Source organism: Streptomyces sp. NBC_01288, assembly GCF_035982055.1.
Lineage (GTDB): Bacteria > Actinomycetota > Actinomycetes > Streptomycetales > Streptomycetaceae > Streptomyces.
Genome location: NZ_CP108427.1, coordinates 2,215,569 through 2,242,425, shown reverse-complemented (window position 1 = coordinate 2,242,425; position 26,857 = coordinate 2,215,569). Strand labels below are relative to the sequence as shown.

The 26,857-nt window shown below is 70.3% G+C and carries 22 protein-coding genes and 1 pseudogene; 1 reads left to right on the top strand and 22 read right to left on the bottom strand.

The genetic code is table 11. The features are described 5' to 3' along the window. Positions 1–144: 144 nt before the first annotated feature. On the bottom strand, positions 145–354 hold the full coding sequence (locus OG194_RS09830; protein ID WP_327400470.1) for a hypothetical protein: 210 nt from the start codon (positions 352–354) through the stop codon (positions 145–147). Continuing rightward, complete coding sequence (locus tag OG194_RS09825; RefSeq protein WP_327400469.1) at positions 351–2,858, bottom strand: GTPase-associated protein 1-related protein; 2,508 nt, start codon at positions 2,856–2,858, stop codon at positions 351–353. The genes OG194_RS09830 and OG194_RS09825 overlap by 4 nt, the downstream gene beginning before the upstream one ends. Positions 2,859–2,958: 100 nt before the next feature. Between OG194_RS09825 and OG194_RS09820 the strand changes: the two are divergent. Beyond that, positions 2,959–3,788: pseudogene (locus OG194_RS09820) on the top strand (IS5 family transposase). A 119-nt stretch (positions 3,789–3,907) separates the two neighbouring features. Here OG194_RS09820 and OG194_RS09815 read toward each other — a convergent pair. The 20 genes from OG194_RS09815 to OG194_RS09720 all read right to left on the bottom strand — a co-directional run bounded on the left by OG194_RS09815 (position 3,908) and on the right by OG194_RS09720 (position 26,501). Next, a complete protein-coding gene (locus tag OG194_RS09815) occupies positions 3,908–4,648 on the bottom strand; it encodes a sirohydrochlorin chelatase (protein WP_327400468.1) in 741 nt (246 codons plus the stop codon). A 6-nt stretch (positions 4,649–4,654) separates the two neighbouring features. After that, positions 4,655–5,533 carry an ABC transporter permease gene (locus tag OG194_RS09810; protein ID WP_327400467.1) on the bottom strand — a complete coding sequence of 293 codons (879 nt, stop codon included), beginning with the start codon at positions 5,531–5,533 and terminating at the stop codon, positions 4,655–4,657. Continuing rightward, on the bottom strand, positions 5,520–6,302 hold the full coding sequence (locus tag OG194_RS09805; protein WP_327407029.1) for an ABC transporter ATP-binding protein: 783 nt from the start codon (positions 6,300–6,302) through the stop codon (positions 5,520–5,522). The genes OG194_RS09810 and OG194_RS09805 overlap by 14 nt, the downstream gene beginning before the upstream one ends. A gap of 37 nt (positions 6,303–6,339) precedes the next feature. Further along, positions 6,340–7,452, bottom strand: coding sequence for an aliphatic sulfonate ABC transporter substrate-binding protein (locus OG194_RS09800; protein ID WP_327400466.1), 1,113 nt, complete (start codon positions 7,450–7,452; stop codon positions 6,340–6,342). A gap of 236 nt (positions 7,453–7,688) precedes the next feature. Continuing rightward, positions 7,689–9,023: a sulfate adenylyltransferase subunit 1 gene (locus OG194_RS09795; protein ID WP_327400465.1), complete on the bottom strand. Its 1,335-nt coding sequence runs from the start codon at positions 9,021–9,023 to the stop codon at positions 7,689–7,691. A 2-nt stretch (positions 9,024–9,025) separates the two neighbouring features. Beyond that, a complete protein-coding gene (cysD, locus tag OG194_RS09790; RefSeq protein ID WP_327400464.1) occupies positions 9,026–9,964 on the bottom strand; it encodes a sulfate adenylyltransferase subunit CysD in 939 nt (312 codons plus the stop codon). Beyond that, a complete protein-coding gene (gene cysC, locus OG194_RS09785; RefSeq protein ID WP_442811787.1) occupies positions 9,961–10,497 on the bottom strand; it encodes an adenylyl-sulfate kinase in 537 nt (178 codons plus the stop codon). Before cysC ends, cysD begins: the two co-directional genes overlap by 4 nt. Before the next feature lie 23 nt (positions 10,498–10,520). Continuing rightward, a complete protein-coding gene (locus OG194_RS09780; RefSeq protein ID WP_327400462.1) occupies positions 10,521–11,231 on the bottom strand; it encodes a phosphoadenylyl-sulfate reductase in 711 nt (236 codons plus the stop codon). After that, positions 11,228–11,407, bottom strand: coding sequence for a hypothetical protein (locus OG194_RS09775; RefSeq protein ID WP_033281522.1), 180 nt, complete (start codon positions 11,405–11,407; stop codon positions 11,228–11,230). Before OG194_RS09775 ends, OG194_RS09780 begins: the two co-directional genes overlap by 4 nt. Next, positions 11,404–13,101 carry a nitrite/sulfite reductase gene (locus OG194_RS09770; RefSeq protein WP_327400461.1) on the bottom strand — a complete coding sequence of 566 codons (1,698 nt, stop codon included), beginning with the start codon at positions 13,099–13,101 and terminating at the stop codon, positions 11,404–11,406. Before OG194_RS09770 ends, OG194_RS09775 begins: the two co-directional genes overlap by 4 nt. 129 nt (positions 13,102–13,230) lie before the next feature. After that, the gene (locus OG194_RS09765; protein ID WP_309500612.1) at positions 13,231–13,314 is read right to left on the bottom strand and encodes a putative leader peptide; all 84 of its coding nucleotides are present in this window, start codon (positions 13,312–13,314) and stop codon (positions 13,231–13,233) included. Positions 13,315–13,441: 127 nt separating this feature from the next. Next, positions 13,442–14,014 (bottom strand): GNAT family N-acetyltransferase, encoded by a 573-nt coding sequence (locus OG194_RS09760; RefSeq protein ID WP_327400460.1) that lies wholly within the window; start codon positions 14,012–14,014, stop codon positions 13,442–13,444. Between the two features lie 45 nt (positions 14,015–14,059). Continuing rightward, positions 14,060–15,319, bottom strand: a complete 1,260-nt coding sequence (locus OG194_RS09755) for a hypothetical protein (protein ID WP_327400459.1) — start codon at positions 15,317–15,319, stop codon at positions 14,060–14,062. A gap of 246 nt (positions 15,320–15,565) precedes the next feature. Continuing rightward, positions 15,566–16,852, bottom strand: coding sequence for a helix-turn-helix domain-containing protein (locus tag OG194_RS09750; protein ID WP_327400458.1), 1,287 nt, complete (start codon positions 16,850–16,852; stop codon positions 15,566–15,568). Positions 16,853–17,097: 245 nt separating this feature from the next. After that, complete coding sequence (locus tag OG194_RS09745) at positions 17,098–18,732, bottom strand: acyl-CoA dehydrogenase family protein (protein ID WP_327400457.1); 1,635 nt, start codon at positions 18,730–18,732, stop codon at positions 17,098–17,100. 92 nt (positions 18,733–18,824) lie between these two features. Then, positions 18,825–19,799 (bottom strand): 2,3-diaminopropionate biosynthesis protein SbnA, encoded by a 975-nt coding sequence (gene sbnA / locus OG194_RS09740; protein ID WP_327400456.1) that lies wholly within the window; start codon positions 19,797–19,799, stop codon positions 18,825–18,827. A 32-nt stretch (positions 19,800–19,831) separates the two neighbouring features. After that, positions 19,832–20,860 (bottom strand): 2,3-diaminopropionate biosynthesis protein SbnB, encoded by a 1,029-nt coding sequence (gene sbnB / locus OG194_RS09735; protein WP_327400455.1) that lies wholly within the window; start codon positions 20,858–20,860, stop codon positions 19,832–19,834. Further along, positions 20,857–21,861 carry a TauD/TfdA family dioxygenase gene (locus OG194_RS09730; RefSeq protein ID WP_327400454.1) on the bottom strand — a complete coding sequence of 335 codons (1,005 nt, stop codon included), beginning with the start codon at positions 21,859–21,861 and terminating at the stop codon, positions 20,857–20,859. The genes sbnB and OG194_RS09730 overlap by 4 nt, the downstream gene beginning before the upstream one ends. Before the next feature lie 55 nt (positions 21,862–21,916). Further along, complete coding sequence (locus OG194_RS09725; protein WP_327400453.1) at positions 21,917–24,004, bottom strand: non-ribosomal peptide synthetase; 2,088 nt, start codon at positions 24,002–24,004, stop codon at positions 21,917–21,919. A gap of 43 nt (positions 24,005–24,047) precedes the next feature. After that, on the bottom strand, positions 24,048–26,501 hold the full coding sequence (locus tag OG194_RS09720; RefSeq protein ID WP_327400452.1) for a Pls/PosA family non-ribosomal peptide synthetase: 2,454 nt from the start codon (positions 26,499–26,501) through the stop codon (positions 24,048–24,050). Between the last annotated feature and the right edge of the window lie 356 nt (positions 26,502–26,857).

Below are 26,857 nucleotides of genomic sequence, written 5' to 3'. Positions count from 1 at the left end.
CCGCACTGCGGACGGGCCGTCCGGGGTCCGACATCGCAGGGGAGTGCCGGACTTCGGGCGGCACTTCCCTATCGATCGCCGGGCTGGTCATGTACCGAGCCCGGTCGCTGATCGATCGCCGGGCCGGTCACGTCCCAAGGTCGCTCACGTGCCCGGCTGTTCGGCGCGCCGGCCCCGTCCTGGCAGCCGTCCCGCGAGGCGCCCTAGCGTGCCGGGGCGGTTCCAGGCGTGGAACGCGTCGAGTTTGCCGCGGCCTGCGTGATCGAGCGCCGCTTCGACTTCGCTCTGGTTCTCGGTGGGCAGTGCCCGCACGACCGGCCGCAACGCCTTGGTCGGCAAGGGTCGGTCGCTCACGTGCCGGGCTGTTCGGTGCGCCGGCCCCGTCCGGACAGTCGTCCTGCGAGGCGTCCCAGTGCGCCGGGGCGGTTCCAGGCGTGGAAGGCGTCGAGTTTGCCGCGGCCCGCGTGATCGAGTGCCGTCTGGACCTCGCCCTGGGTTTCTGCCGTCAGCGCCCGGACGATCGGCCGCAGCACCTTGGTCAGTAGCGCCGTACGGGTCTCGTCCCAGGCCGGATCGGTTCCCGGGAACGCGCTCCAGTCGCAGAACCGGGCGGCGACATACGCGGGCCCGGTCCGCAGCCGCTCGCTCACCTGGTCCGAGCGGCCCGCCCGCTCGTACGCCGCGAGGAGGCGCGGCTCGGCTGAAGGGGCCAGGGCGTACAGCTCGTTCGCCGGTGCCGGTCCTTTCAGGAGCCGCCAGGCTAGGGCCTCGAAGGCGCGGTCGGTGACGGTCTCCGGGATCGGTTCCGCGGCGTCGGCCTTCAGGCTCAGTACCCGGCCGATCCATTCCTCGCCCTCGTTCGCGGTGCCCAACAGCCCGGTGAACTCCAGGAGTTGCAGGGCCGTGCGCTGACCGGGGCGCAACTCCGTGGTGAAGCAGCGGAGCAGGTCCGTGGCGAGCGCCGGTGCGTCACGGTCGTCCGGGGGTGCGGCGAGTGCCGCCTCGATCAGCAACTCCCTTGTACCGGCGGCACGGTGGGAGTCGGACCCCAGCTCCTTCAGCAGCAGGCCCGCCTCCTGGCCGGTCGGCAGTTCGTCGTCGGACCAGGTGAGACGGAGGGCCGTGCGCAGGACCGTCGGGTCGGCGTGCGGCGAGACCCCTGCCGTGCGGAGCAACCCGTGGAAACGGTCGAGCCGGTCGGCGGACTCCGCAGGTGTGGCAGCGGGTGCGGCGCACATCCGTAGGTGAGGGAAGCCCGACTGCTGGAGGCGGAGCGGAAGCCCCGAGTCCCTCAACACCCGCGCCACAGCTGGTGGTTCGGCCGAGGCGAGCGTGTCGAGTGAGCCGAACAGCGCCACCCGCAGGCCGGGGTGAGTGTGTACCGCGTCGAGGAGGGCGGTCGGGCAGCCGTCGGCGGGAGGCTCGCCGCCATGACGGGTGCCGGTGGGCTCCGGTGACGGCTTCGTGGCGCTGCCCGTCGTCGCGTTCGTGGCCGGGGTGTCCACCAGCTCCCGGGCCAACCGCTCGGCCAGCTCCGGGAGTTGGTCCTGGCAGTCGACGTCGAGGAGGTCGGCGGACCGCAGCAGTGCGAGGGGTCGCCCGGCGGCCGGTTCGGCCGTGTCCGCGATGCCGGCCCGCAGTGCGGGCGCGAGATCGCGGGCCAGGTCGTCGTGGGCCCGTGCGGTGAGGGATCCCGCTCGCAGTGCGGGCACCGGTCCCCGGGCGAGGACCGCCGACGCCAGTACGCGTGCGGCGAGCGGCCCCGACACCGAGGCCGGTACGCGCCCGTCCAGTCGGGCCAACAGGACTGCCAGGGCGGCCTGTTCGGCCTCGCCGGGCAGGGCCGTCGAGCGGGAGCCCAGATGCGGCACCGGGCTGCCGCACAGCCCGGCGACCAACGCCGTCAGCCTGTCGTCGGACAGTGCGTCCACCTGCTCGGCAGCCCAACTCGCCGCCACCGCACGGGCGTCCGTACGCAGGTCGATGCCCGCGACGAGGGCGGACACCGCCAACGGGCCCAGATCCTCGGGGTCGTTGTGGAACAGGTCGGGGCGGCCCGCACGCCAGACTCGGGCGCACACCTCGGCCCAGGTGTCCGCGACCGGCCCGGACGGTTGCCGGCCCGTGCAGTTGTGCACGCGGTAGCGCCCGTCGTCGGTGACGGGCTCGGAGGACGGCAGCGCGCCGACGAGCTGCTGGCGGGTCTGCCGGGGGTCGCGGGTGTACGTCGTGAAGGTGAGCCGGTGCGCCTGTTCGCGGGGCAGGACCGTGCAGGCGAGCGCTATCCACCGGGCCACGTCGGCGCTGTCGTGCTCCACGACCACGATCTGCCCGGCACCCGGGTCCGCGGCGACCGCCCGCAGATCGGCGAAGAACGCGGCGAGCCGTTCGGCCCGGGACACCGCGAACGGGACCAACGCCTCCTTGCGCAGCAGTCCGGAAGGTTCGACACGGTCGACGGGATCGGGCCTGCCGTCCGCGGGAGTCGAATCGGCCCAACGCGGGGACTCCCAGGTGGAGATGGGCAGGACACCGTCCGGCAGCCGGGTCCCGGCCGGCAGCAGGACGGCGTGCGTGTGGAAGGATACCGGGCCTCCTGCCCAGTCCGTGCCGGTGCACACGGAACGGCTCAACAGCCGCCCGCCGTCGGCGAGTTCACTGAAGCCGAAAACCGTGGGGAACCTCTTGAGCTGCTCGGCGTCGGGCTGCCGCGGGCTGTCGGGCGGTGGCTCGTACCCGAGGAGCCGCGCGGCCTCCCGCAGCACCCCCGGCGACACCTCCGCGCCGACCGCCGTGAACCGGGGGCCCGAATCCTCCGAGCCGGACGGCCCCGAGGTGTAGTGCAGCTGGGCCGGCACAGGCCCTTCACGATGCCCGAACTCCCTACCCGCCACGTGTACTTGCTCCCCACTAGGCCGTGTCTTCAAAAGATCTTGAGTGGTGGATCATGGTGGGGTGATACGTCGCCATGAACTGTCCGATGCCGAGTGGGAGTTCGTCGGGCCGCTGCTGCCGGTGTCGCTGCGGGGCCGGAAGCGGCTGGACGACCGCAGGGTGCTGAACGGGATCGTGTGGAAGTTCCGTACCGGGACGGCCTGGCGGGACGTGCCCGAGCGGTACGGCCCGTGGGCCACCCTGCACACCCGCTTTCGCCGGTGGGCGCTGGACGGCACCTTCGAGCGCATGCTCCGGGCCGCCCAGGCGCACGCCGACGCGGCCGGGGACATTGACTGGCTGGTGTCGGTCGACTCCACCGTCGTCCGCGCCCACCAGCACGCCGCCGGGGCCCGAAAAAGGGGGCCCGCAGTCCCGGCCTCGGACGCTCCCGAGGCGGCCTGACCAGCAAAATCCACCTGGCCTGCGACAGCGTGGGCCGCCCGCTCGCCTTCACCCTCACGGGCGGCAACACCAACGACTGCACCCAGTTCACCGCCATGATGGAAACCATCCGGGTGCCCCGCATCGGCCCGGGACGGCCCCGCACACGGCCCGCCCATGTGCTGGGCGACAAGGGCTACAGCTCCCGGGCCATCCGCACGTGGCTCAGGCGGCGGGGCATCGGTCACACCATTCCCGAGCGGTCCGACCAGGTCCGCAACCGGCTCCGGCGCGGCAGCCGAGGCGGGCGCCCGCCGGTCTTCGACAAGCAGCTCTACAAGCGACGCAACGTCGTGGAACGGTGCTTCAACCGCTTGAAGCAGTGGCGCGGCATCGCTACCCGCTACGACAAGACCGCCGAGTCCTACCAGGCAGCCGTCACCCTCGCATCGCTCCTGATGTGGGCGTGACATTTGAAGACAACTCCTAGCCCTCGGAGGAACCATCCCAGCAGATCCGGGGGCCGGGGGAGACCTCTTTCCGGGAAACCGGGCAGGTGGGAACCGTGAAGGCGGTAACCGTGAAGGCGTTACGCGCCGACGGCCGCGAGCAGCGGCGCCCTGGCCGCGTCGTAGCGCTCCAGCAGCACCCGCGCCACCTCGGGCGCCGGACCCAGCACGTCGGCGAGGACGTCCGCCTCCGCCGCGCCCCGCGCGATGCGGTCGGGCAGGAAGCCGGGCGCGAGGACGTACGGCGCGACCGCGATCCGGCGGCAGCCGAGCGCCCGGAGTTCGCGGACCGCGTCCTCGGTGCGGGGGAGCGCCGCGGAGGCGAACGCGGGGCGTACGGCGTGCCAGCCGGTGTGCCACCACTCCCGCGCGAGGTCGTCGATCACCGCGATCGCCTCGGGGTCGGTGGAGCCCGCCGAGGCCAGCACGATGCCGGTGGAGGACTTGTCGGCGGGCGTCAACCCGGCCTCGTAGAGCCGCCGTTCGAGCGCGCGCACCAGCAGCGGCGACGGTCCCAGCACCTCCGCCTGCCTGATCCGCAGCTGCGGCGGCGCGTCCCGCAGGACGGCGGGGATGTCCGCCTTCGCGTGGAACGCGCGGGTCAGCAGCAGCGGGAGGGCTACGACGTCACGCACACCCTGCGCTGCCAGTGACTCCAACACGCCTTGCACGGAAGGGATGTTGAAGTCCAGGAAGCCGACCTCGACGCGCAGCCCGGGCCGCCGCGACCGTACCCGCCGGACGAGGGCGTGGACGGTCGCGGCGTGCCGCGGGTCGCGGCTGCCGTGGGCGATGACGAGGAGAACAGGCGTCTGGTGCACAGGACTTCAGCTTTTCACCAGCAGACCGCGGCTGCGCAGCACCCACCGCTCCAGCGGGCTGAAGATCAGCAGGTCGATGGCGATACCGACGAACAGGATCAGGATGATGGCCTCGAACACCATGGACATGTCGCTGTTGGTACGGCCGTTCTCCAGCAACTGGCCGAGGCCCACGCCCAGGTCCGGGAACTGGGCGATGATCTCCGCCGCCATCAGCGAGCGCCACGAGAACGCCCAGCCCTGCTTCAGCCCCGCCACATAGCCGGGGAGTGCCGCCGGCAGTGTGACGTACCAGACGCCCTTGACGCCGGTCGCGCCCATCGTGCGGCCCGCGCGCAGGAACAGCGGCGGCACCTGGTCGACGCCGGACACCAGGCCGTTGGCGATCGAGGGGACCGCGCCGAGCAGGATCACCGCGTACATCATCGAGTTGTTCAGACCCAGCCAGATCACGGCCGGCGGCACCCACGCCACCGAAGGGAGCGACTGGAGGCCGGACAGGATCGGGCCGATCGCCGCGCGCACGAACTTCACCCGCGCCACCAGCAGCCCCAGCGGGGTGCCGATCAGCAGCGCGAAGAAGAAGCCCAGCAGACCGCGCGAGACGCTGGTCCAGATGTAGCCGAGCAGATCGCCCTTCAGCCAGGCGTCCTTGAACTCGCCGCCCACCGAACTCAGCGAGGGCAGCTTGCTCGGGTCGTCGACGATCGGGGTCAGGATCAGCCACACCACGATGACCACCGCGAGCGCGACGATCGGCGGGAAGATCTTGTTGACGAAGGTCTGCCGCAGGCTCGGCCGGCCGGTGGCCGTGAACTCCAGTGCGTCCAGGCCCGCTTCGACGCTGCCGCCGTCCTTGACCGTCGTCGTCTCAGTGCTGGCCATGACGGCGGATCTCCCCACGCAGTACATCGGTGATCTCAAGGGACAGTTCGGCCACGGGCGCGTCCTCGATGCGGCGCGGCTGCGGAATGCCGACCGTCCACTCGCGGGCGATCCGGCCGGGCCGGGAGGACAGCAGGATCACCCGCTGGGCGAGCCGTACCGCCTCGCGCACGTTGTGCGTGACGAACAGGACGGAGAGGCCGGTCTCGCCCCAGATACGGGTCAGTTCGTCGTGCAGGACGTCCCGCGTGATGGCGTCGAGGGCCGCGAACGGCTCGTCCATCAGCAGGATGCGGCTCTCCTGGGCGAGCGCGCGGGCCAGGGCGACGCGCTGGCGCATACCGCCGGACAGCTCGTGCACCCGCTTGCCGTACGCGTCCTGGAGCCGGACCAGTTCGAGCAGCTCCTCGGTCCTGCCGCGCCGCTCCTCCTTCGGAACTCCCCTGAGTTTCAGGGCGAGTTCGATGTTCTTGCCCGCGGTGAGCCAGGGGAACAGGGCGTGCTCCTGGAACATCAGCGCGGGGCGGCCGTCCGTCGTGATGGACCCGGCGGAGGGCTTGTCGAGGCCCGCCACCAGGTTCAGCAGGGTGGACTTGCCGCAGCCCGAGGCCCCCAGGAGGGTGACGAACTCGCCCGGCGCGACATCGATGCTGATGTCGTCCAGGACGAGCTGCTGCCCGCGCGGCGTCGCGAAGGACTTCGAGACATGCTCAAGGCGTGCCGCGTGCTCGACCGACGCGGTGGTCTCCTTGGCGAGGGTCGTGGCCATGGTCGTCACCTCCTGGGAAGTCATCGGGATCCCTCGATCAGCTCGTGCCGAGGCCGGCGGCGTCGACCGTGCTGTCGCCGTCCGCCTTGAGGACCTTGTTGAGGAGTGTCAGGTCGTAGATGCCCTTCAGATCGGGCTTCTCCAGCAGACCGGCCTTCACCGCGTGCTCCGCCTCGGAGTTGAGGGTGGCGGCCAGCGGGTCGTTGGTGAACTGGATCGAACTCCACGCCGGGTCCAGGACGTTGGCGGGCAGCGCCTTGCCGGAGTCGGCCTCCAGCTGCTTGTTCGCCGCGGCCTTCGCCTCCGTCGGGTTGGCGTTGATCCACTTGTTGGCCGCGACCGAGCCCTTCAGGACCGCCTCGACGACCTTCGGGTGCGCCTTCAGGAACTTCTGCGACACGATGATGTTCGTGATCACGAACTTCTTGTCGGGCCACAGCGTCGACTCGTCGAGCAGCACCTTGCCGCCCTCGGCGACCAGCTTCGACGCGGTCGGCTCCGGCACCCAGGCGCCGTCGATCGAACCGGCCTTGAAGGCGTCCGGGGTGATCTTGTTGTCGGTGCGGACGACCGTGACGTCACCCTTGCCGCTCTGCGCGTCGACCTTCCAGCCCTGGTCCGCGATCCAGTTGAGGAACGCCACGTCCTGCGTGTTGCCCAGCTGAGGCGTCGCGATCTTCTTGCCCTTGACGTCCTTCAGGGACTTGATCTTCTTCGGGTTCACGACCAGCTTCACGCCGCCCGACGCCGAACCGCCGATGATCTTCAGGCTCTTGCCGTCGGACTTGGTGTACCCGTTGATCGCCGGGGAGGGGCCGATCCAACCGATGTCGATGGAGCCCGAGTTGAGCGCCTCGATCTCGGACGGGCCCGCGTTGAAGGTGGCGTAGTCGGCCTTGGTGGCGCCCAATTCCTTCTGGAACAGGCCCTGTTCACGGGCGACCAGCGCGGTCCCGTGGGTCAGGTTGCCGAAGTAGCCGATCTTCACGGAGGCGAGACCCTCGATCTTCGAGGACCCGGCGGCGACCTTCTCCTTGGAGTTGGTGCTCTTGGAGTCCGACCCGTAACCGCAGGCGGCGAGGGTGAGCAGAGGGAGCGCGGCGAACACGGCTATGCCGCGACGGAGGTAGGTCGAGCGGTTGGCAGGCACGGGAGGTGTTCCTCTCGTTGGCCCGGCGGTCACGGTCTCAGGTCGTGGCCGGGAGGTCGGCAGGTCTTCGTTTTCGTCGCGTCCGGGACGTCGGGTGGGGGGACTGGGCGCGCAGGCAGTGCGCGTACGTCAGCACGCACATCGCGCCACCCCGCCCTGCCCGCTGCCGAGGGCGCCGCTGCCGACGCGGCCGCCCTCCTTCGCGAACGTGGAGTAGAAGTCCGTGGAGTTCATGGTCAGAAGTCCCAACCGTCTTCGTCCGACGCGTCCTTGACCGGCTCGGGCGCCGCGAACGACTCGCCGACCATGCCGGCGGTGAGCGTGGTGCCGTCGGCCGGGTCGATCAGGATGAACGAGCCCGTACGGCGCGAGTCGGCGTACGAGTCGACCGGCAGCGGCTCCGCGGTGCGGATCTTCACCCGGCCGATGTCGTTGGCGACGAGCTGTCCCGGATGCGGGTGCAGGGACAGGTCGTCGAGCGTGAGCCGGGACGGGATGTCCTTCACGATCGCCTTCACCGTGCGGGTGCCGTGCTTGAGGAGCACCCGGTGGCCCACGGTCAGCGGCGCGTCGGCGACATGGCAGACCGTCGCCTCGATGTCCTGCGTGGTCGCCGGGGCGTCCTTGCTGGGCACGATGAGGTCGCCGCGGGAGACGTCGATGTCGTCCTCCAGCAGGATCGTCACCGACTGCGTGGTCCACGCGGTCCTGACCGGCTTGCCGAGCAGGTCGATGCCGGAGATCTTCGTGGTGCTCCCGGAGGGCAGGACCGTCACCGGGTCGCCGACGCGGAAGCTGCCGGCCGCGATCTGACCCGCGTACCCCCGGTAGTCCGGGAGGTCGGCGCTCTGCGGCCGGATCACGTACTGCACGGGCAGTCGCGCGTGGCAGTGGCTCAGGTCGTGGGCGACCGGCACCGACTCCAGGTGCTCCAGGAAGGTCGGCCCGCCGTACCAGTCCATGTTCGCGGACGGGTCCACCACGTTGTCGCCGGCCAGCGCCGAGATCGGGATCGCGGTGATCTCCGGGACGCCCAACTCGCTGGCGTACGCGGTGAATTCCTCGGCGATCGCGGCGAACACGGTCTCCTTGTACTCGACCAGGTCCATCTTGTTGACCGCGAGCACCACGTGCGGGACGCGCAGCAGCGCGGCGATCGCGGCGTGGCGCCGGGTCTGTTCGACGACGCCGTTGCGGGCGTCGACGAGGATCACCGTCAGCTCGGCCGTGGAGGCACCCGTCACCATGTTGCGGGTGTACTGCACGTGACCGGGCGTGTCGGCGAGGATGAACCGGCGCCGGGGCGTGGCGAAGTAGCGGTACGCCACGTCGATCGTGATGCCCTGCTCCCGCTCGGCCCGCAGGCCGTCGGTGAGCAGTGCGAGGTCGGGCCCGTCCTGGCCGCGGTCGGCCGACACCCGCTGCACAGCCTCCAGTTGGTCGGTCAGCACCGACTTGGAGTCGTGCAACAGCCGCCCGACCAAAGTGGACTTGCCGTCGTCGACGGAGCCCGCCGTGGCGAACCGCAGCAGCGTGGTGGCCGAGAGCTCCTCGGTCGTGATGGTGCTCATGGTTAGAAGTACCCCTCGCGCTTGCGGTCTTCCATCGCGGCCTCGGACATCTTGTCGTCGGCACGCGTCGCGCCCCGCTCGGTCAGCCGGGACGCGGCGATCTCGGTGATGACCTGCTCCAGCGTCACCGCGTCCGAGTCGACGGCACCCGTGCACGACATGTCGCCCACGGTCCGGTACCGGACGAGCCGCTTCTCGACCGTCTCGGTCTCCTTCGGCCCGCCCCACTCACCGGCGGTCAGCCACATGCCGTCCCGCGCGAACACCTCACGCTCGTGCGCGAAGTAGATCTCGGGCAGCTCGATGCCCTCACGGGCGATGTACTGCCAGACGTCCAGCTCGGTCCAGTTGGACAGCGGGAACACACGGACGTGCTCACCGGCCGCGTGCCGCCCGTTGTAGAGGTTCCACAGCTCCGGCCGCTGCCGACGCGGGTCCCACTGCGAGAACTCGTCCCGCAGCGAGAACACCCGCTCCTTGGCGCGCGCCTTCTCCTCGTCCCTACGACCGCCACCGAAGACCGCGTCGAACTTCTCGCTCTGGATCTTCTCGGTCAACGGCACGGTCTGGAGCGGGTTGCGGGTCCCGTCGGGGCGTTCGCGCAGCACGCCGCGGTCGATGTAGTCCTGTACGGAGGCCACATGGAGGCGCAGGCCGTGCTTCTCGACCGTACGGTCCCGGTATTCGAGGACCTCGGGGAAGTTGTGTCCGGTGTCCACGTGCAGCAGCGTGAACGGCACCGGGGCGGGCGCGAACGCCTTCAGCGCGAGGTGCAGCATGACGATGGAGTCCTTGCCGCCGGAGAAGAGGATCACCGGCCGTTCGAACTCACCCGCCACCTCACGGAAGATGTGCACCGCCTCGGACTCAAGGGCGTCCAGGTGCGAGAGGGCGTACGGCGTGTCCGTACCGTCCTCGGCCTTGGCAACGGTCGTCGTCATGCCAGTCCCCTCTCGGTGAGCAGCGCGTGGACAGCCGCCGCCGACTCCTGCACGGTCTGGTGCTGCGACTCGATCCGCAGGTCGGGCGACTCGGGCTCCTCGTACGGGTCGTCGACCCCGGTGAGCCCGGTCAGTTCACCGGCGGCCTGCTTGGCGTAGAGACCCTTCACATCGCGTACGGAGCACACGTCGACCGGGGTCGCCACATGCACCTCGACGTAGCCGGCGCCGCTCTCCTGGTGCCGCTTGCGGACGGCCTCGCGGCTGTCGGTGTACGGCGCGATGACCGGGACGAGCGCCAACACGCCGTTGCGGGCGAGCAGTTCGGCGAGGAAACCGATGCGCTGCACGTTGGTGTGCCGGTCCTCGCGGCTGAAGCCGAGGCCCGCGGAGATGAACTCGCGGATCTCGTCGCCGTCGAGCACCTCGACGAGGTGGCCCTCCTCGCGGAGCCGGTCTGCCAGCTCGTACGCGATGGTGGTCTTGCCGGCACTGGGCAGTCCGGTGAGCCAGACGGTGGCTCCGGTCGTCACGTGCGACTCCTTCTCGGTGATGGTCATTCGTGCAGCCCGCACTCGGTCTTCCCGCGCCCCGCCCAGCGGCCGGCGCGGGCGTCCTCGCCCTCCAGGACCCGGCGGGTGCAGGGCGCGCAGCCGACGGACGCGTAGCCGTCCATCAGCAACGGGTTGGTGAGGACGCCGTGTTCGGCGACATACGCGTCCACGTCGTCCTGGGTCCAGCGGGCGATGGGGGAGACCTTGACCTTCCGGCGCTTCTCGTCCCAGCCGACGACCGGGGTGTTCGCCCGGGTCGGGGACTCGTCGCGGCGCAGCCCGGTCGCCCAGGCCGCGTACTTGGTCAGGCCCTGCTCCAGGGGCTGCACCTTGCGGAGCTTGCAGCACAAGTCCGGGTCGCGGTCGTGCAGTTGAGGACCGTACTCGGCGTCCTGCTCGGCGACGGACTGGCGCGGGGTGAGTGTGATGACGTTGACGTCCATCACGGCCTCGACCGCGTCGCGGGTGCCGATGGTCTCGGGGAAGTGGTAGCCGGTGTCGAGGAACACCACGTCGACGCCGGGCATCGCGCGGGAGGCGAGGTGGGCGACCACCGCGTCCTCCATCGAGGAGGTCACACAGAACTGTTTGCCGAAGGTCTTCACCGCCCACTGGAGGATCTCCAGCGCGGAGGCGTCCTCCAGGTCGCGGCCCGCCTGCTCGGCCAGGGCTTTCAAGTCGTCGGTGGGGCGCGCTTTCTGAGTCGTCGTCATATCTCGTCTCCCCCTGCGTCGGTCTGCCGGAGTCCCCGGGCGAGGAGCCCGAGGAACTTCAGCTGAAAGGCCCGATTGCATGCCGCGCATTCCCACGCGCCATGACCCTGCTCGCTCGGACGCAGGTCCTCGTCGCCGCAGTAGGGGCAGTAGAAGGGAGCCGCCCGCTCGCTCATGTGAGGGACTCCTCACTGGCGCGCGTCGCCCAGGCGGCGAAGCGTTCGCCGTCCTCGCGCTCCTCCTGGAACCGGGTGAGGACCCGCTCGACGTAGTCGGGCAGTTCCTCCGAAGTGACCTTCAGGCCACGGACCTTGCGGCCGAAGCCGGCCTCCAGGCCGAGGGCGCCGCCGAGGTGCACCTGGAAGCCCTCGACCTGCTCGCCCTCGTCGTTGAGGACCAACTGGCCCTTGAGACCGATGTCCGCGACCTGGATACGGGCGCAGGCGTTCGGGCAGCCGTTGATGTTGATGGTGATCGGCTCGTCGAACTCCGGGATGCGGCGCTCCAGTTCGTCGATGAGCGTGATGCCGCGCTGCTTCGTCTCGACGATCGCCAGCTTGCAGTACTCGATGCCGGTGCAGGCCATCGTGCCGCGCCGGAAGGGGGAGGGCTTGGCGGTGAGACCCAGTGCCTCCAGGCCCTCCACCAGCGACTCGATCTGTGCTTCCGCCACATCGAGCACGATCATCTTCTGCTCGACCGTCGTGCGCAGTCGGCCCGAGCCGTGCGCCTGGGCCAGCTCGGCGATCTTCGTGAGCGTGGTGCCGTCGACGCGGCCGACGCGCGGGGCGAAACCGACGTAGAACAGGCCGTCCTGCTGGCGGTGGACGCCGACGTGGTCGCGCCAGCGCTGGACCGGCTGCGCGGGGGCGGGGCCGTCGACGAGCTTGCGCTTGAGGTACTCGTCCTCCAGGACCTGGCGGAACTTCTCCTGGCCCCAGTCGGCGACGAGGAACTTCAGGCGGGCGCGGGTGCGCAGCCGCCGGTAGCCGTAGTCGCGGAAGATGCCGATCACGCCGGCCCAGACGTCCGGGACCTCGTCCAGCGGGACCCAGGCGCCGAGCCGGACGCCGATCTTCGGGTTGGTGGACAGACCGCCGCCGACCCACAGGTCGAAACCAGGGCCGTGCTCGGGGTGGTCGACGCCGACGAACGCGATGTCGTTGATCTCGTGGGCGACGTCCAGCAGCGGGGAGCCGGAGATCGCGGTCTTGAACTTGCGCGGCAGGTTGGAGAATTCCTTGGTGCCGATGTAGAGGCGGTGGATCTCGTCGATCGCGGAGGAGCCGTCGATGATCTCGTCCTCGGCGATCCCGGCGACGGGTGAGCCGAGGATGGTGCGGGGGGTGTCGCCGCAGGCCTCGGTGGTGGAGAGGCCGACCGCCTCCAGGCGGTTCCAGATCTCGGGCACGTCCTCGATGCGGATCCAGTGGTACTGCACGTTCTGCCGGTCCGTGAGGTCGGCCGTGCCGCGCGCGAACTCCTGCGAGATCTCGCCGATCACGCGGAGCTGGTCCGTGGTCAGCCGGCCGCCGTCGATGCGGACGCGCAGCATGAAGTACTTGTCGTCCAGCTCCTCCGGCTCCAGGATCGCGGTCTTGCCGCCGTCGATCCCGGGCTTGCGCTGGGTGTACAGCCCCCACCAGCGCATACGGCCGCGGAGGTCGTTCGGGTCGATCGAGTCGAACCCGCGCTTGGAGTAGATCGTCTCAATGCGTGTCCGCACATTGAGACCGTCGTCGTCCTTCTTGAACTGCTCGTTGCCGTTGAGCGGGGTGAAGTGTCCGGCTGCCCACTGACCCTCACCGCGGTGACGGCTCACCTTGCGGCGGGGCGCTGCGGCTGCAGGGTTCTCGGGGGTGGCGGCCATGGTTCTACGTCCTCCGGGACAGGCGGGTGATCGGCTCTGACCTGCGTGTACGGGCGCATGCGGGCATACGCGCGCGTCTTTGCGCAGTATGAGGCAGATACGGGGAAAACCGGCGGTGCTGCGGCTCGGCTAGCCCGCCGGACAGATGGCGCTGGACATGCGGCCGAGGTCGACGTGCCGCCGACTCACCAAGGCAATTCCAGTTCCGGACATGACGGAAGCGTGTCACGGCGTTCTGGACACAGTCCAGCTTCGTCCGCCATGCGGACACCCTGGTCCCGCTATGTGAGACGAGGGTGTCATCGGTCACAAGCCGCGCACGCGGTCTTGTCGGCGCAGGTCAGGCGCGGTAGGCGCCCGGCCAGGGGCCCGGGGTGGGCGCCTGTGTCACCTCCTCGACCTGCGTGTCGAAGAGCTTGAAGCCCCGGCGCTGATAGTTGTCCATCGCGTGCACGCCGTCCAGGCTGCACGTATGCAGCCAGACCCGCTTCGTGGGGGCCCGCCCGGGCCAGCGGTCGGCGAGGTCCCAGGCACGGGCGGCGCCGTAGGAGAGGAGGTGGCCGCCGAGGCGGCGGCCGCGGAAGGTGGGGACCAGACCGAAGTAGACGATCTCGACGACCCCGTCGTCCTGCGGCTCAAGTTCCAGATACCCGCCGGGCGTGCCCCGGTCGTACACGACCCAGGTCTCCACGCCCGGCCGGTCCAGGTGCTCCCGCCACTGCGCGAACGTCCAGTGCAGCCGGTCGATCCAGAGGATGTCCCCGCCCACGGACGCGTACAGATAGCGGCTGAACTCGGGGGAGGGCAGCTCGGAGCGGGCGATCCGCACGTCCCCCTCCGGCGCGATGGCCGGGAGGAGGTCGTTCGGGTCGGTCTGCTCCAGGGACCAGGTGGTCACCGGCATGTTCGTCATGCCCGTCAGGGAATCATCCGACCTGGGGATCTGTCGATCAGCTGATCAGTCGAGCGAGCTGTCGATCGAGTTCAGCGGCAGCGCGAACAGCATCCGCCCCGACACCGACCAGACCTCGCCGGTCTCCTGCCAGTAGGAGAGGGAGTCGGTCTGCGGGCTCCAGCACTGGTGTGTCTCGTCGGCCCCGCACTCGGTGGCCTTGGCGCCGTGTTCGTCCTGGCGCCACATCGAGCCCCGGCCGCCGTCCGTCCCGGCCGTGCCGCCCACGTACCAGGCGGACCGGTCCGCGAGTACGCCCCCGGCGCCGTCGACCTTCGTCGCGTACGCCTCGTCGGCCGACGCGCGGCCCGCCGAGTCGGTGGCGAGCAGCCCCGGACGCGCGGGATCCCCGCTGAAGGAGTAGCGCCACAGCCGCTTCTCCCCGCTCGCGACCAGACTGTCCGGCACCGTGCTCCGGTCCAGGGACAGACCCGCGGGCCGTACGGCCGCCTTGCCGCCGGTCAGCCGGTACGACCCGACCGCGGGCAGCACATACCGGTACCCGGCCGCCGACCAGCCGTCCCGCACTCGGCCGACCGCGGAGGCCGTCACCGTGGTGCGCTGGATGCGGTTCATGTCGTACACGTACAGCGCGTCGCGGGTCCCGCTCGTGGTCGTGACCAGGAGCTTGTCCTCGTACCAGACCATGCCGGAGATCTTGGAGGCGAGCCCTCGATAGTCACGCCCGCCGTCCGTCGGTACGGCGAGGAGGGCCCAGGTGTAGGTGAGATGAGCGGTGTCGGCGGCGTTCACGAAGGCGACCTTGGCCAGGCCGCGGGTGTTCGCGCTCCAGCCGGAGAGGATCACCCGGTTCGAGCCCCACCAGCCGTCCTCGTCGGCGTCGCCCGAGGTGGTCACCGAGCGGGGCGTCCAGGCCGGGTCGGCCGCGTCGCCGCTGTCCCAGCAGTACGCGCGCGTGGCCGCCGGTTCGACGGGCAGCGCCGACTTCTCGTCGCTCGTGCAGTCCGAGGCGTCACGCAGGGTGTGGTCGGCGCTCTCCAGGACGGCGCCGACACCCACCGGGCGGCCCATCGCCGAGGAGAGCCGGTCCAGGGACTGCTGTGGCTCCAGTCTCTCCCGCAGCTGCAACGCGCCGAGATCGGAGGCCGAGGTGAGGGGCTTCAGCGCCCCGGGATCGGAACCGACCGTCGCCTGCGAGGCGCTGATCATCGTCGCGGCCGCGGTGAGGCCGAGCGCGGCCCCGGTGAGCACGGCGCGCAGCGCCCTGCCCCGCCTGCGCCGGCGATGTCGCCCACGTGCACTCATAGTGTCCTCCCGAGGCGAGCCAACTGCGCCAGGTGATCCGTGCGTTGACCAGGGAGCAGGTGGGGTGGCCCGTACAGGGATGCTACGGCAGTCAGGGCCGCCCCAGGGGTAAGACCCCGCAAATATGCGGAAGATGCAGCCGGACGCGCCTTTTGCGCCACCTGTCCGCAGCAGCGCCCTGACCCGCGCTTCCGCCCCCGGCAGGCTCCCGCCGTCCGGGCCGCGGCACATAAACCGACTTCTGCGCTACGGCACTTGGGTCGACGTCCGCCCCCTGGTCACCCCGGGTGCCGTCGAGTGCGGCAGCAGTTCCCGCGGGTCGTCCGGCAGCAGCACCTCGACCTCCGCGTCCTCACGGAAGCGGTACGGCCGGTGCTCCAGGAGTGCCCCGAGATAGCGCCGTACCCGCGACATCTCGGCACGCACCGTCACCGTGCGGCCCGGGTCGCCGAACATGTCCTCGGCCAGGGCCGCCGCGCTGCGGCCGGTGCGGTGCAGGGCCAGGAGGTAGAGCAACTCGGCGTGCCGGGGGCTCAGTTCACGGGTCCAGGAGCCCGCGCTGCCGTAGACCGTCACCGACCAGCGGCGCGGCAGGGCGAGGTCGAGGACGATCCGGGCGGTGCCGGGCTCCGGTTCGTCGGCGGCGCGGACCAACCAGCCCCCGGCCAGCGGCTCCAGGGAGCACAGTCCGAGCGACGGCAGCCAACGGCGGCCCCCGGAAGGCGACTTGGGCAGCGCGATCCGCTTCACGTACGGCATCCCGGTGACCGCCGCCGTCCAGCCGTCCCGGTCCACCACCAGGGCCCGGCCGCCGATGCGGGGCAGGATCGGCGCCGCCACCGCGCGCAGCCGCTCCAGCGAGGTCATGTGCAGCTCGCGCAGCCGGGCCTCGGCGAGCTTGGCCACCGAGTCGACCCAGGCGAGGGTGGCCGGGTGCATGGTCTCCAGCGGGCCGCTGACATCGACGACACCGATCAGCCGGCCGTCCCTGGGGTCGGTGATCGGGGCCCCCGCGCAGGTGAACGTGGCCAGCGCGCGCGAGAGATGCTCGCCGGCGAAGACCTGCACGGGCCGCCGTACGACCGCCGGGGTGCCCACGCCGTTGGTGCCGATGACGTCCTCGCGCCAGTCGGTGCCGATCTCGATGCCGACCTCGTCGGCCTTGCGCAGCACGGCCGCGCTGCCCTCCCGCCACAGCGCGCGGCCCTCGTCGTCGGCGACCAGCACGATGTGGTGGGCGGCGTCCGCGACCGACACCAGCCCCTCCCGCAGCACCGGCAGGACATGCCGTAACGGGCTTGTGCCGCGCCGCCGTTCGACCTCCTCGCGGGACAGCAGCCCGGTCCGCAGATCGCGGTCGGGGTGGGTCCCGCCGCGTAACGCGCGCTCCCAGGACTCCTCGATCACCGGGCGCGGAGCGGTGCGGGCGCGCTGTCCGAAGGGGGTGGCGTGCCGGGCGTCGCTCAACATCCGGGCCGTCCGCGCCGCGTCGACGGTGGTGCGCCGCGGCAGTCCGGCCGGCGGGTTCGCCATGGGTCCTTCTCTCCGGTCCCGTATCGACTGCTGTTCTCGTGTCGTCGACTGCTGTTCTCGTATCGACTGTTGGTCTCATAGTGCCGCTCCGCGGTGACGGAGGGAGACAGTCCGGACACAGAAGCCGCCAAGTTGCAACCCTCTGCAACCCTGGTGAACAGCCGTACGGTGTCCGAAACTTGTCCCAGCTGCGAGGGTGGTGCCGTGTCGGCGCAGCACCACCCTCGCGTTGTGCCGGTGTCGGCTCAGACCGCCGGCCGGGCCCGTTCCGCGATCGACGTGAGGTCCAGGCTCGGCGGCAGGGTGCCGAACGCGGAGCCCCAGTCGCCGCCCAGCCGGGAGGCGCAGAACGCGTCGGCGACCTCCGGCGGCGCGTGCTGCACGAGCAGTGCCCCCTGAAGCACCAACGCCATCCGCTCGACCACGCGCCGGGCGCGGCCCTCGATGCCCTCCAGATCCGCGAACTCGGCGAGCAGGTTCTTCATCGCCCCGTCCAGCCGGTGATCGGCGCCGCGCACCCGGCCGACCTCGACGAGGAAGGCGTTCAGCGCCTGCGGTTCACGCTGCAACGCCCGCAGTACGTCGAGGGCCTGGATGTTTCCGGCGCCCTCCCAGACGGAGTTGAGCGGTGACTCCCGTACCAGGCGCGGGAGTCCGGACTCCTCGACGTATCCGTTGCCGCCCAGGCACTCCGCCGCCTCGACCGCGACCGATGAACAGCGCTTGGTGACCCAGTACTTGGCGGCCGGGACCGCCAACCGCAGGAACGCCAGCTCCTGTTCGCCACCGTCGTCGTAGGCCGCCGCGAGTCGGAGTCCGAGCGTGGTGGCCGCCTCCGACTCAAGGGCGAGGTCGGCCAGCACGTTGCGCATCAGCGGTTTGTCGAGGAGCTTGCCGCCGAACGCCTCGCGGTGGGCGGCGTGATGGACGGCCTGTGCGACGGCCTGCCGCATCAGACCGGCCGAGCCGAGCACACAGTCGAGCCGGGTCGCCGCGACCATCCCGATGATGGTCCGCACCCCGGCCCCCTCGTCGCCGACCCGGCGGGCCCAGGTGCCGTCGAACTCGACCTCGGCGGAGGCGTTCGACCGGTTGCCGAGCTTGTCCTTGAGGCGCTGGAGGAGGAACACGTTGCGGGTCCCGTCCGCCAGTACCCGGGGGACCAGGAAGCAGGTGAGCCCGCCCGGTGCCTGCGCGAGCACCAGGAAGCCGTCGGACATGGGTGCCGAGCAGAACCACTTGTGGCCGGTCAGCTCGTACGTTCCGTCCTCGGCGAGCGGGCGTGCCTCCGTCGTGTTGGCGCGGACGTCGCTGCCGCCCTGCTTCTCCGTCATGCCCATCCCGAAGACCACCCCGGCCTTGAGATGGGCGGGCCGCAGCTCACGGTCGTAGACCATGGACGTCAGCCGGGGCTCCCACTCGGCGGCGAGCGAGGGGTCGGCGCGCAGTGCGGGCACCGCCGCGTGAGTCATCGACAGCGGGCAGCAGTTGCCCGCCTCGACCTGGGTCCAGACGAGGAATCCCGCGGCCCGCCGCACATGTCCGGCGGGCCGGTCCCAGGCGGCGGTCAGTCCGGCCGACACGCCTTTGCCGAGCAGCCGGTGCCAGGCCGGATGGAACTCGACCTCGTCGATCCGGTGGCCGTAGCGGTCGTGGGTGCGCAGGCCCGGGGGGTTGTCGTTGGCCTGCGCACCCCACTCCTGGAGCTGGGCCGAACCGGCGGCGCGGCCCAGTGCCGAGAGGTCGTCCCGGACCTCGTCCAGCAGTCCGGGTGCCGTGTGCCGCTCGACCGCCTCCGTCAGGACGCGGTCGGCGGTGAAGACGTCGTATCCGACCAGTGGGGGAGTCTGGTTCGTCACGGTGTGGGTGGTGCGTGCCATGGCTGGAACCTACCCGTGGGGACGGCGGTGGTCTGGATCTCCACCCTGCGGTGCGGTGGATCTCCACCCTGGCACAACCGCCGTCGCGGGCGTCAGGCCGAGCGGGACATGGCCGCCAGCATCGCGGTCTCGGGCGCCTCCTCCTCCAGCCAGCCGGTGCGGTACACGGTGTCCAGATAGCGTTCGCCCAGGTCAGGAGCGATCGCCACCGCCGTCGTGCCGTGCCGGCCGTTGCGGGCGAGCCACTGCTCGGCCCCGCTGACGACCGTGCCGGTGGACCCGCCGAACAGGAAGCCCCGCGCGGCCAGCCGACGGCAGGTCGCCACGGTGTCCGGCTCCCCGACATGGATCACGTCGTCGATGTACGACGTGTCGAGGAAGGGCGGCGCCACGCTGGTACCGAGGCCCGGGATCAGCCGCGGCCCGGACTCCCCGCCGAACGTGACCGAACCGGCCGCGTCCACGGCGACGATCCGCACCCGGCGCCGCCACTGCCAGAACCAGCGCGCGCAGCCCATCAGCGTCCCGGTGGTGCCGGCGCCGACGAACAGCACGTCCAGCTGCGGGAACCGGCGGGCGATGGCGGGTGCCGTGGTGCGGTAGTGCGCCCGCCAATTCCCTTGGTTCGTGTACTGGTTGAGCCACACATACCGCTCGTCGGAGGCGCACAGCGCCCGCACGTACGCGATCCTGGCGCCCAGGAAACCGCCGTGCGCGTCGGGCTGGTCGATGACGTGGACCCGGCTGCCGAGCGCCTCCATCAGCTGCACCGTGGGCACGTTGCAGCGTCTGTCGGTGATGCAGAGAAACCCGTAACCGCGGCTCGCCGCGATCACGCTCAGGGCCACCCCCAGGTTGCCGGACGACGACTCGACCAGCACCGAGCCGGGCCGCAGGATGCCGGCCCGCTCGGCGGCGTTCACCATCTCGGTGGCGGCCTTGAGTTTCACCGAGCCGGCGAAGTTGAACCCCTCGCACTTCAGATAGAGCGGCAGTTCCAGTGCTGCCCGCAGGTCGACGTAGAGGTCGTCCTCGTTGAACTCCGCGGGATCGGAAATAACAGCCATGTTTTCCCCCTAGTGGTGCGCCACGATCGCCGTCAGCCGTACCGGCGCAGCTCGTGGAAGAACCCGTCGACGACGTGGAGTTCGCCCCGTCGGACCACTTCGTCATGGACGAACCTGCCGACCGCGAGGTCGAGCACCCCGAGCCCGAAGGGCGAGAACACCACCGTCCGGTCGGTCGGTACGCTCACGCGGCCTGTCAGTACGTCGTCCAGCGTGCCGTCGATGAACTCCCGCCCCCCGGTGGCTTGTTCGGCCAGATGCGGTGACGTGTCGGCCTTCAGGCAGTGCTCGACGTCGTCCACGAAGTTCGCGGACGCGAGCAGGATCGCCGGGTCGAGATCCCGCAACGACACGTGCAGGACCAGCGGATGATGGTCGAACCAGGCCGGATCGTGCACATGCGGCGAGCCGGCGATCGTCGCGAACACCAGCAAGTCGCTGGAGCGGACCAGGCTTTCTGCCTTGTCGTGCACGGTGACCCGCCCCGGCGCACCCGACCGCTCCAGGTACCCCCGGAACCCCTCCGCGCTGTCCGCGGACAGGTCGTACACGCCCGTCTCCTCGAACTCCCAGCCGGTGGCGCGGAGATGGGTGTGGATGTAGCGGGCGATCAGCCCCGTCCCCACGAACCCGACCCGCAACGGCCGTTCGCGTCCTTGGCTGAGCTTGTCGGCCGCGAGCGCCGCCGAACTCGCCGTACGGGTCGCGCTGATCACCGAACTCTCCAGGCAGGCATACGGATAGCCGGTGTCCGGGTCGTTCAGGATCAGCACCGCCGACGCCCTGGGCAGCCCCGACCCGGTGTTCCCAGGGAAGCTGGAGATCCACTTCAGCCCGTCCACCCGCAACGGCCCCCCGAGTGAGGCGGGCAGCGCGATGATGCGGGACGAAGGACGGTCCGGGAAGCGCAGGAAGTACGACGGCGGGTTCACCGAGTCGCCCGCGCCGTGCAGCCGGTAGGTGGCCTCCACGAGGGCGCCGATCTCCGACTCCCGCCCGGTCAGGGCCTGTTGGACCTGTTCGCCGCTGATGACCGAGAACGACGGTGTGTCGATGCTCATGCCGCCCTCCCGCCGGCCGACGGGGCGAGGTCCGTCAGCCGCACCGGATCGCCGAGCCCGGCGAGCACCTCGCGCGGCCCCTCGAACGGCTCCCTGCCGTGCGCGGTACGGATGTTGTCCACCAGCAGCAGATCCCCGGACCGCCACGGCGCGCGCCGCACGTGTCGGTCGTAGGCCTCGTTGATGGTCGTCACGATGTCGGCGTCGATCGGATCGCCGTTTCCGAAGCGGGTGTTGAAGGGCAGCGCGTCCGCGCCGTAGACGTCGACGAGGTACTCGCGCACTTCGGGCTCCATCGTCCACTCGTTCAGGAACGCGATCTGGTTGAACCAGCAGCGCCGTCCGGTGACCGGGTGGCGGAGCACGGCGGCGCGGCGCTGGCGGGTGCGCAGTGAACCGTCGTGCTGCCAGGTGAACTCGATGCCCTGGGCGCGGCAGTAACGTTCCACGACGGAACGGTCGTCGGTGCCGAAGGCCTCGGCGACCGACGCCCCGATCTCCTCGTGGTACGTCCGGGTCAGCATCCAGCCCTCCCGCTCGAACCGCTCGACGAGCGGCGCGGGCAGCGACTGGAGGACCGCCTCGGCGTCGGCGACCGGGGTCGCGCCGCCCTGCGTCGGTGCCTCCAGGCAGGCGAAGAGCAGCAGGCCGGGGAAGTCCAGGGCGTAGCTCAACTCGTGGTGCTGGCACATCGGTTGGTCGGTCGGCCACTTCGTGGCGGAGTACACGCCCTCCGCGTACGTACGGCGGGGCGCGAACGGCTCCCGGTCCGCCATCAGGGAGTCGGTGAGCCGCCGGAAGACGGTCTCGGCCCCGGCCGGATCGGCGAGGCCGAGCCCGCGGACCAGGACGCAGCCGTGCTCGGCGACGACGGACCGCAGCGCCGCACGGTGCCCGGCGGCCCAGCCGACCGGGTCTGAGCCGACGTCGGCGTGCAGCAGCGGTGGACTGTCCGGGCTCAGGGCGACGGAGTTGAGCAGAGTCGCGGAAGAGAGCGACATCTCGGTGTTCCTTTCGGTGGTGCTGTCGATCATTCGGCCGGGGGTGCGGCGGGTCTCAGGAGGAGACGGGCGGGTCCAGCAGTCCGGCCAGGTCCGCGAGGACCGGGTGTCGGGTGACGTCCTTGAGGCTGATCGCCCGGTCGAGGGCGACCGCCAGCTTCACCGCGGCCAGCGAGGTGCCGCCGCGGTCGAAGAAGTGGTCCTGGCGGCCGATCCGCTCGGCCGGGATGCCGAGCACCACCGCCCAGGCCGCCGCCAGCCGCCGCTCGGCGGGCGTGTCCGGCCCGTCGCCCACGGCGTCCAGGTCACCGGCGAGCGCGGTGAGCGTCCTGCGGTCGGTCTTGCCGTTGGCGGTCAGCGGCAGGCTCGCCCGCCAGTGCACGACCGACGGCACCATGTACGCGGGCAGCGACTCGGCGAGCGTGGACCGCACCGCGCCGGCCTCGACGGGCAGCGGGCCGGTGCAGAACGCCACCAGCTGTGTCCCGCGCACGACGACGACCGCGCCGTCCCGCACCCCGTCCACCCGCAGCAGCGCGTTCTCGATCTCGCCGATCTCGATACGGAAGCCGCGGATCTTCACCTGGCTGTCCCGGCGCCCCAGGAACTCCAGCTTCCCGTCCGGCCGCCAGCGCCCGTGGTCACCGCTGCGGTACAGCCGCTCACCGGGCCGGTACGGGTCCTCGGTGAAGGCGGCCCTCGTCCGCTCGGGATCGTTGACGTACCCCCGGCCCACGCACACACCGGAGAACACGATCTCGCCGGGCGCCCCCAGCGGCACGGGCACCAGATCCTCGTCGACGACATACACCCGCACATTGGCGACGGGCCGGCCGAGCGGGACGCGGTCGCCGTCCGGTGCCCGGTCCATGACCTCGTGGTTGGTGTCGTCCGAAGTCTCCGTCAGGCCATAGGCGTTGACGAGCCGCACCCCGGGTCGCGCCGCGAACCAGCGGTCCACGAGCTCCTTCTTCACAGCCTCCCCGGTGACCGACACACAGCGCAGATCGGGGAGTTCACGCGGCTGCCGCTCCAACTCGGCCAGCACGGCCTCCAGATACGACGGCACGACCTGGAGCACGTTCACGCGCCCCGCCTCGATCGTGTCGACGAACCGCGCCACGTCCAGGATCACGTCCTGCCCCACCAGCAGCGTCCGCCCGCCCACGAGCGGCGCACAGACCAACTGCCACAGCGAGATGTCGAAGCACTGCGGCGCGGTCTGCGCGACCACCTGTCCGGCCCCGATCCCCAGGTCGTCCAGCTTGGCGAACACGTGGTTGAGGAAACCCGCGTGCTCGCACATGGCGCCCTTGGGCTCACCCGTGGAGCCCGACGTGAAGTAGATGTAGGCGAGTTGACCCGGCGACACCGCGATACCGAGATCGCCGTCCGAGTGGCCCTCGGAATACGCCTCGTCGACATAGAGCGTGCCGTCGGTCGGGTCGCCCAGCGCGCCGTCGCTGCCGCGCTCGGTCAACACCAGCTCGCACGCGGCGCGTTCGAGGACTCTCGCCACCCGGTCGGCCGGGAAGTGCGGCTCGACGGGCAGATACACGCCGCCCGCCTTGAACACGGCCAGCACGGCGGCCATCCAGTCCAGGTTCCGCTCCAGCACCACGGCGACGACACCCTCGCGGGTCAGTCCCCGGGAGAGCAGCGCCCGACTCAGCTGGTTCGCGCGGGAGTTGAGTTCCCGGTACGTCAACTGCCGGTCGCCCTGCACGGCGGCGACCGCGTCCGGGCACACCGCCACCATGTCCTCGAACAGCTCGTGCACCCGCCGGTCGGGCAGTTCACGCGGCGGCCCCGCCAACTCGTCGAGCTGGAAGCGGAGTTCGGCGTCCGACAGCAGCATGGGCCGGTCCGGCTCGGTGAGCGCGGTGAGGTGATAGCCCGCGATGCGGGCGGCGGCCTCGGCGTCCAGGACGTCGGTGCGGTACCGCAACCGCAGCGTGCGGCCGGTGACGCTCACCTGCAACGCCGGGTCCTCCTCGGCGGGTTCACCGGACAGTGCGCCGAGGACCTTGGCGTGGGCGACTTTCAGTGCGGCGGGCTCGATCAACGGCCCGTCGGGCAGGGACACTTCGTACTCCGCCACACCTGGCACCGGAGTGAGCGTCCACCGCGGAATGATCTCCATCGTTCTCTTTCCCCCCTGTTTCTTCCCCCTGCGGCACGAGCCGTCAGGGAGTCCTGTGCTGTCCGGCGCGCCGTGGCGCCACCGCCGGATTCCCGCCCCACCGGGACCGCGCCGGCATCTCCTCGCCCTTCATCAGGAAGGAGTCGGCGGCCAGTTCGGCCCCGTCACCCATCGAGACGCCGTAGTGGACGAGCGCACCCACCCCGAGGGTGCAGCCGGCGCCGATGGTGATCATTTCGGACTTGAAGGTGCCGTCCTCCTGCGAGTGCGACTGCACCTTGGTGTGCGCCGCCAGCGTGCAGTCGTCGCCGATCGCGGTCAGCGTGCGCTCGGTGATGTACGCGCCGTCGTCGAAGACCCGGCGTCCCATGCGCACGCCCAGCAGCCGCCAGATCAGGTTCTTGAACGGCGTCCCGTTGAACACCTGGATGTAGGTGTCCGGCACCTTCCACAGCCGCTCGTGCCACCAGAAGTACGGGTCGTAGATCGAGCACAACTTCGGCTCCAGCGGCCGGAATCCGCCCACCAGCCGCTCCACCAGCACGTAGTACCCGGCAGTGAAACCGAGCCCGAGCATCAGGGACGCGCCGATCAGCAGCCCCCCGCCGATGCCCTCGCCCCCGTACAGGTCGACGGCGGCGAAGCCGAGGACGGTGAGCACGAACCAGTGCAGCCAGCGCACGAACAGATACAGGCCCATCGAGCGCAGGTTGGACCGGTTCTTCGCGGCCAGCCGGCGCTTCAGTTCGTCGCCCTCGCGCAGATGGTCGAAGCGGCTGTCGCGCTCCACCGAACGCGGGATCTCGAAGCACGGCGAGCCCAACAGGCCCACGCCCTCACGGAGTTCACCGTCGAGCGGCACCATCACCTTCGTGGCGAGCAGACAGTTGTCGCCGGTGCGGCCCCCCGAGGGGTACGCGATGTTGTTGCCCAGGAAGTTGCGCGGCCCGATCGACGCGCGCGACAGCCGGAACGACGTACTGGAGAAGTCCGCGTTGACGATCGACAGACCGTCCGCGACCATCGTCCCGCTGCCCACCGTGGCCAGATACGGCGTCTCGTGCTGTACCTCCGTACCGAAGTTGGAGCCGGTCTGCTCCACCTCGCCGAGGTCGTAGCCGATGGCTTTCAGGTAGCCGACGATGAACGAGCTGTCCCCGCACAGCCACTTGAAGAACTTCAGGTTGGTCATCCGGGCCACCGCGCGCTGCACCGAGTAGTGGAAGCCGTACAGCGGATACACCTTGTCGGGGCGCAGCAGCGGACGGAGCAGCCTCGGCACCAGTGACACGGCGGCGAAGCCGAGCACGACGAAGGCGACGAACGCCACGAGCGACAGGGCCAGCGTCTCGCCGTAGAAGCCGGCCGAGTTGAGGTCCTTCGCGTTCGGGTCGAGCAGATGGTCGAGGCCCGGTGCCACGGTCAGCAGCATGTAGGTGCCGCCGAGCGCGAGCGGAACGTAGACCAGCAGCATCTGAAGGACGGCGCCCAGGCCGTAGCCGAAGCGGCGCGGTGTGGAGCAGTCCGCGTGCGGGATCCGGACGTAGTCGACGTCCGTGGGCTGGGCCGGGGAGCCGTGCACGCGCTGCCCCGCGGGGACCTGGGCGTCGTCGTACAGGGCGGAGGAATGGCCGAGTTGGGACCCGTCGCCCATGACCGTGCCGATGTCGAGGACGGTCTTCTCGCCGACGTACACCTCGCTGCCGAGGGTGACCCGGCCGGTGCGGATACGGCCGGCTCGTGCCTGGTAGCAGAGGAAGAAGGTGTCCTTGCGGATGACCGTTCCGTCTCCGATGGTCAGCAGGTCGGTGCAGACCGGCACGGAGTGGGACAGGATCGTGACGCCCTTGCCGATCCGGGCGCCGAGGGCGCGCAGATACAGGACGTAGACCGGGTTGCCGGCGAACAGGATCATCGGGTTGGCGTGCAGCAGGGCCTTGACCGTCCAGAACCGGACGTAGGAGAGACCCCAGACCGGGAACTCGGTCTCTTTCCAGCGGCCCACGAGAATCCACTTGGCCACCACCGGCACCGTGCACACACCGACGAACACCGCGCCGCCGAATATCGCGGACCGCAGATATACCTGGACCACTCCGTCACCGGAGGAAACCCATTCGTAGCCCTGTCCCGTGACGATCCCGGCGAGCACGCAATAGACGGCGAAAATGATGAACTGAAGCGCCCCGCACAGCAGATAGCGGGCCGTGCTCCCGGCCGGCGGCGCCTCCGCCTCGACCGGTGCGGCGGGCTCGGGTGCGTCGGCGAGCGCCGCCGCCAGACTGCGGATCGTCGGATATCCGTAGACGTCCCGCATCGACACCGACGGCAGATCCTCGCGTTTCCTGACCCGGGCACAGAAATGTGCCATCACCAACGAGTTGGCGCCCAGGTCGTCGAAGAAGTGACTGTCGAGGGGTATGACTTCCTTGCGTACGACACCGGCCAGGACCTCCGCGAGGACGGTCTCGGTGACGGTGCCGGGTTTTCCACCCACGTGGCTCCTTGGTGCTGATCGTCGTCTTTGAATTGTCAAAGACGAATACGGTGGAGTCGCGCCCGTTGTTCACGGCAGGGGCAAATTAAATAACACGCGAAACGGGTGGGGCAAATGGGAATTCGTGAGATTGGAGTTCCCTATTGTGTGCCGAGTTTCCATATGGACGAGGCCCTGGTCTTGAGCCGTTTGATTCCCCCGAGTCGTGTGCGCTGACGTCGTCCCAACGCGCGCAACGAATGCAGTCCGGATTATTTCTGGACATTCCGGAACGGGTCAAGGCTGTTTCGGTCAATGGCGCTTTTTCGTCTTCGTCGGCCGGAAGGCGGGTCAACATGAATTGACGCCCGAACTCC

Excerpts from the sequence above, each read along its gene's own strand:
- sbnA (WP_327400456.1), bottom strand. The coding sequence starts at position 19,799 with ATGGCTGTTATTTCCGATCCCGCGGAGTTCAACGAGGACGACCTCTAC.
- OG194_RS09805 (WP_327407029.1), bottom strand. The coding sequence starts at position 6,302 with ATGGCCACGACCCTCGCCAAGGAGACCACCGCGTCGGTCGAGCACGCG.
- OG194_RS09765 (WP_309500612.1), bottom strand. The coding sequence starts at position 13,314 with ATGTCCGGAACTGGAATTGCCTTGGTGAGTCGGCGGCACGTCGACCTC.
- OG194_RS09775 (WP_033281522.1), bottom strand. The coding sequence starts at position 11,407 with ATGAGCGAGCGGGCGGCTCCCTTCTACTGCCCCTACTGCGGCGACGAG.
- OG194_RS09780 (WP_327400462.1), bottom strand. The coding sequence starts at position 11,231 with ATGACGACGACTCAGAAAGCGCGCCCCACCGACGACTTGAAAGCCCTG.
- OG194_RS09770 (WP_327400461.1), bottom strand. The coding sequence starts at position 13,101 with ATGGCCGCCACCCCCGAGAACCCTGCAGCCGCAGCGCCCCGCCGCAAG.
- OG194_RS09810 (WP_327400467.1), bottom strand. The coding sequence starts at position 5,533 with ATGGCCAGCACTGAGACGACGACGGTCAAGGACGGCGGCAGCGTCGAA.
- OG194_RS09725 (WP_327400453.1), bottom strand. The coding sequence starts at position 24,004 with ATGGAGATCATTCCGCGGTGGACGCTCACTCCGGTGCCAGGTGTGGCG.
- OG194_RS09750 (WP_327400458.1), bottom strand. The coding sequence starts at position 16,852 with ATGGCGAACCCGCCGGCCGGACTGCCGCGGCGCACCACCGTCGACGCG.
- OG194_RS09730 (WP_327400454.1), bottom strand. The coding sequence starts at position 21,861 with ATGTCGCTCTCTTCCGCGACTCTGCTCAACTCCGTCGCCCTGAGCCCG.
- OG194_RS09760 (WP_327400460.1), bottom strand. The coding sequence starts at position 14,014 with ATGACGAACATGCCGGTGACCACCTGGTCCCTGGAGCAGACCGACCCG.
- OG194_RS09755 (WP_327400459.1), bottom strand. The coding sequence starts at position 15,319 with ATGAGTGCACGTGGGCGACATCGCCGGCGCAGGCGGGGCAGGGCGCTG.
- sbnB (WP_327400455.1), bottom strand. The coding sequence starts at position 20,860 with ATGAGCATCGACACACCGTCGTTCTCGGTCATCAGCGGCGAACAGGTC.
- OG194_RS09795 (WP_327400465.1), bottom strand. The coding sequence starts at position 9,023 with ATGAGCACCATCACGACCGAGGAGCTCTCGGCCACCACGCTGCTGCGG.
- OG194_RS09745 (WP_327400457.1), bottom strand. The coding sequence starts at position 18,732 with ATGGCACGCACCACCCACACCGTGACGAACCAGACTCCCCCACTGGTC.
- cysD (WP_327400464.1), bottom strand. The coding sequence starts at position 9,964 with ATGACGACGACCGTTGCCAAGGCCGAGGACGGTACGGACACGCCGTAC.